Below are 4,640 nucleotides of genomic sequence, written 5' to 3'. Positions count from 1 at the left end.
AGCGTGTCGCCGAAGAAGGCGAGGCGGTCGGGCACGCCGAAGCGGAAGGCGGCGGGGAAGGGCTGGGCATCGAGAGCCATGTCGCGCGAATAGGGATCGCGCGCATCGAAGCCGAGCGCGGCCTGCAGCACCTCGACCGCGAGCGCGACGGTGCGCGCGAAGATCGAGACGCAGTCGACGCTCTGCGCGGCCGGCACCACGCCGGCGGTGCTCAGCAGCCCGCGCGAGGGCTTGAGGCCGACGATGTTGTTGAGGCCCGCGGGCACGCGGCCCGAGCCGGCCGTGTCGGTGCCGAGCGCGAAGTCGGCCTCGCCGGTGGCGACCACGCGGGCCGAACCCGAGCTCGAGCCGCCGGACACGTAGCGTGCATCGAAGGCATTGCCGACCTCGCCATAGGGCGAGCGCGTGCCGTTGAGGCCGCAGGCGAACTGGTCGAGGTTGGTCTTGCCGAGCAGCGACGCACCGGCGTCGAGCAGCCGCTGCACCACGGCTGCATGGGCGGCCGGCAGGCGGTCGAAGGCCGGGCAGGCGGCGGTGGTGGGCACGCCGGCGACGTCGATGTTGTCCTTGACGGCGAAGCGCAGGCCCGCGAGCGGGGCGGCGGTGGAAGCGGGCGTGGCTTCCCGCGTGTCGTCGTTCTCGCGCGTCAGCGGCTGCGCGAAACGCAGGATCCACGCCGCGGCGGCCGGGTCTTTCTCGTCATGCACCATGATCAGGCATCCAAACTTGTGTACAAGTCGAGATGCAAGCGGCGTGCCAGCGCGCGCGGGCCGCTGCTGGGGCGCCCGCGGCGTCGGTCGCTCAGCTATCTATGTGTGGCTCCCTCCCCCGCTGGGGGAGGGTTGGGGTGGGGGCGCCAGGCCTTGCCATCGTTGCGGGCCTTGTCCACCGCCCGGTGCCCCCATCCCGGCCTTCCCCCAGAGGGGGAAGGAGGAAGACAGGGCGCTCAGCTCTTCTTGGCGTCCCGGTACAGGTTCTCCACCTTCGGCAGATTCGCCTGCAGCTTGGCGATCCGGTCCGGCCCGCTCGGGTGGGTGGAGAGGAAGCTCAGCCCGCCCTGGTTCTTCGAGGCCGTGGCCATCTTGTTCCACAGCGACACCGAGGCCTTCGGGTCGTAGCCGGCGCGCGCCGCGAGTTCCAGGCCGACGAGGTCGGCCTCGGTCTCGTCGCCGCGGCTGAACTTGAGCGTGAGCAGCTGGGTGCCCGCGCGCGCGGCGAGGTCGCCGACCTGCCCCAGGCCGAGCAGCTGCGCACCGATCGAGAGCGCGGCGCCGGTGCCCGCGCTCTTGGCCATGCGGGCGCGCGCATGCTCGCGCAGCGCATGGGCCATCTCGTGGCCCATCACCATCGCGACCTCGTCGTCGGTGAGCTTGAGCTGGTCGAGGATGCCGGTGAAGAAGGCGATCTTGCCGCCCGGCAGGCAGAAGGCGTTGATCTGCTTGCTGCCGATCAGGTTGACCTCCCACTTCCATTGCCGCGCGCGGCTGTTCCAGGGCGTGGCGAAGGGGATCAGCCGGTTGGCGATGGCGCGCAGCCGCTGCAGCTGCGGATTGCCGTCGCCCGCGAGCGCGTTCTTGGCGCGCGCCTGCTGCAGCAGCTCGCCGTACTGCTGGCCGCCGGCGGCCTCGATGCGGTCGGCCGGCACGAGGTTGCGCGCCACCGAGGCATTGCCGACGTCGACCTGCGCGAGTGCCGGCCCGCTCAATGCCGCGCCGGCCGCGGCCAGCAGGAAGGCGCGCCGCGGCTGCCAGGCCGAGGCATGGGAGGGGACCGGAGCAAAGCGATCGCAGCGTGTGCACATATGGGGCCGGATGATAGGAACAAATGAAGACGTCCTGGTGGATGACCCGGCGGCCGACAGGCGCGGCGCTCATGGACAATCGCCCCCACATGTCTTCCGTCCCGCCCGCCGAATCCACCGCCGCCGGTTCGCCGCCCTGGCGCGACGCCCTGAAGGTCTACCTCGAACCCGCCACCTTGCGCATGCTGGCGCTGGGCTTCTCGGCCGGGCTGCCGCTGCTGCTGGTGCTGGGCACGCTGAGCTTCCGGCTGCGCGAGGCCGGCATCGACCGCGCCACCATCGGCTACCTGAGCTGGGTCGGCCTGGCCTACGGCTTCAAATGGGTCTGGGCGCCGCTGGTCGACCGGCTGCCGCTGCCGCCGCTGACCACGCTGCTCGGGCGCCGGCGCGGCTGGCTGCTGCTGGCGCAGGGGATGGTGATCGCGGGGCTGGTCGGCATGGCGGTCAACGATCCGCGCCAGGGGCTCATGCCGATGATCTGGTGCGCGCTGCTGGTGGCCTTCGGCTCGGCCACGCAGGACATCGCGCTCGACGCCTTCCGCATCGAGTCGGCCGAAACCCGCAAGCAGGCGGCGCTGGCCGCGGCCTACCAGACGGGCTATCGGCTCGCGATGATCTGGGCCGGGGCGGGGGTGCTGTGGGTGGCGGCCTGGGCCGAGGTCGCGCCGGCCGCGGGTGCGGCAGCTGGCGCGGCCTACCAGAACGGCGCCTGGAAGACGGCCTACCTCGTGATGGCCGGCTCCATGTTCGTGGGCGTGCTCACGGTGCTGCTGTCGCCCGAGCCCGCAAAGCGCTCGCTGTCGGCGCCGCGCAATGCCGCCGAATGGCTGCGCGACGTGCTGGTCGAGCCCTTCGCCGACTTCATCCGCCGCTACAAGTGGCAGGCGGTGCTGATCCTGTCGCTGATCGCGATCTACCGCATCAGCGACGTGGTGATGGGCATCATGGCCAACCCCTTCTACGTCGACATGGGCTTCACCAAGGACGAGGTGGCCACGGTCAGCAAGATCTACGGCGTGGTCATGACGCTGGTGGGCGCCTTCGTCGGCGGCGTGCTGTCGATGCGCCTGGGCGTGATGCGGGTGCTGATGCTGGGCGCGGTGCTCAGCGCGGCGAGCAACCTGCTGTTCGCCTGGCTGGCCTCGCGCGGCCACGACCTGACGGCGCTGATCGCCGTGGTCTCGGCCGACAACCTCGCGGGCGGCATCGCCTCGGCCGCCTTCATCGCCTACCTCTCGAGCCTCACCAACATCAGCTACTCGGCCACGCAGTACGCGCTGTTCAGCTCGCTGATGCTGCTGCTGCCGAAGTTCATCGCCGGCTACTCGGGCGTGTTCGTCGACGCCTACGGCTACAGCACCTTCTTCTGCGCCACCGCCCTGCTCGGCGTGCCGGTGCTGGTGCTGGTGGCGCTGGCCTCGCGCACGCTGGCCGCGCGTGCGGACAGCGGGAAATCCTGACCCGGCCCCATAGGAAACCGCCGACACGGCCCCACCCCCGCAACTGGTAGGCTTTGCGCTGCTTTCCCCAGACCCGACCACAAGAACTACTCCTCCAACCGCGTCACCGCCCAGCCACGCCCACACCGTGCCCGCCCGCATTCCCCCCCTCCAGATCAGCGCCTACACGGCCACCTCGGCCGTCGGCGTCGGCAAGGAGCCGCTTGCCGAAGCGCTCGAACATTCGCGCAGTGGCCTGCGCGCCAACGACTTCGGCCCCGCGCCGCTGCCGACCTGGATCGGCCGCGTCGACGGCCTCGAAGAGATCCGCCTGCCCGAGGCCTTCGCGCGCTGGGACTGCCGCAACAACCGGCTGGCCTGGCTCGGCCTGCAGGCCGACGGCTTCCTCGAGGCCGTGGCCGCGGCGCGCGGGCGCCATGGCGCGGCGCGCATCGCGCTGATCCTCGGCACCTCGACCTCGAGCATCGGCGAGACCGAGCTGGCCTACACCCAGCTCGACGCCGACGGCCATTTCCCGCCCGCGCAGCGCCGCCCGGCGGTGCACACGCCGCATTCGCTCGCGATGTTCGTGCAGGAAGTGCTGGGCCTCGAGGGGCCGAGCGAGACCATCTCCACCGCCTGCTCGTCGAGCGCCAAGGTGTTCGCCTCGGCCGAGCGGCTGATCCGCCTGGGCCTGGTCGACGCGGCCGTGGTCGGCGGCGTCGACACGCTGTGCGGCAGCGTGCTGTTCGGCTTCAACTCGCTCGAGCTGGTGTCGGGCGGGCCCTGCCGGCCCTTCGATCCGGACCGCGACGGCATCAGCCTGGGCGAGGCCGCGGGCTTCGCGCTGCTCGAGCGCGCCGACGCGGCTTCCGCCACCGGATTGCAGCTGCTGGGCTATGGCGAGGCCAGCGACGCGCACCACATGTCGACGCCGCATCCCGAGGGCCTGGGCGCCGAGCGCGCGCTCGACGAGGCACTGGCGCGCGCCGGCCTCGCGCCCGAGGCGATCGACTACATCAACATGCACGGCACCGCGAGCCAGAAGAACGACGAGGTCGAGGGCGCGCTGGTGGCGCGCCGCTTCCCGGCGCGCACGCATGCGAGCTCGACCAAGGGCTTCACGGGCCACACGCTGGGCGCCGCGGGCATCGTCGAGGCGGTGATCAGCCTGCTGGCGATCGAGCGCGGCCTGATGCCGGGCACGGTCAACTCGGCCGCGCTCGACCCTGGCTTCGGCCCGCAGATCCGGCTCGCGCCGGCGCACGGCGAGGTGCGCTACGCGCTCTCCAATTCCTTCGGCTTCGGCGGCAACAACTGCGCACTGGTGTTCGGCAGGGCGGCGCAGGCATGAGCACCACACCGACGATCTACATCGAGGGCCCGGCCTTCTGGGCCCC

The 4,640-nt window shown here is 71.6% G+C and carries 4 protein-coding genes; 2 read left to right on the top strand and 2 right to left on the bottom strand.

Going from position 1 to position 4,640, the window contains the following annotated elements; genetic code table 11:
- Window positions 1–710: amidase family protein (locus tag AC27VN_RS33445; RefSeq protein ID WP_490879345.1), on the bottom strand; the 710-nt coding region annotated here is incomplete at its 3' end.
- A gap of 236 nt (window positions 711–946) precedes the next feature.
- Window positions 947–1,801, bottom strand: a complete 855-nt coding sequence (locus tag AC27VN_RS33440; protein WP_490879344.1) for a M48 family metallopeptidase — start codon at window positions 1,799–1,801, stop codon at window positions 947–949.
- A gap of 89 nt (window positions 1,802–1,890) precedes the next feature.
- Between AC27VN_RS33440 and AC27VN_RS33435 the strand changes: the two genes are divergently transcribed.
- Both AC27VN_RS33435 and AC27VN_RS33430 read left to right on the top strand, forming a co-directional pair.
- A complete protein-coding gene (locus tag AC27VN_RS33435; protein ID WP_490879343.1) occupies window positions 1,891–3,261 on the top strand; it encodes an AmpG family muropeptide MFS transporter in 1,371 nt (456 codons plus the stop codon).
- A gap of 127 nt (window positions 3,262–3,388) precedes the next feature.
- The gene (locus AC27VN_RS33430; RefSeq protein ID WP_490879342.1) at window positions 3,389–4,594 is read left to right on the top strand and encodes a beta-ketoacyl-[acyl-carrier-protein] synthase family protein; all 1,206 of its coding nucleotides are present in this window, start codon (window positions 3,389–3,391) and stop codon (window positions 4,592–4,594) included.
- The last annotated feature ends 46 nt before the right edge of the window (window positions 4,595–4,640 follow it).

The sequence above is a fragment of the Variovorax sp. 20P10.2.4 genome (assembly GCF_058244205.1).
Note: the sequence above shows the minus strand (reverse complement) of the source record. Positions and strands in the feature narration are given on the sequence as shown.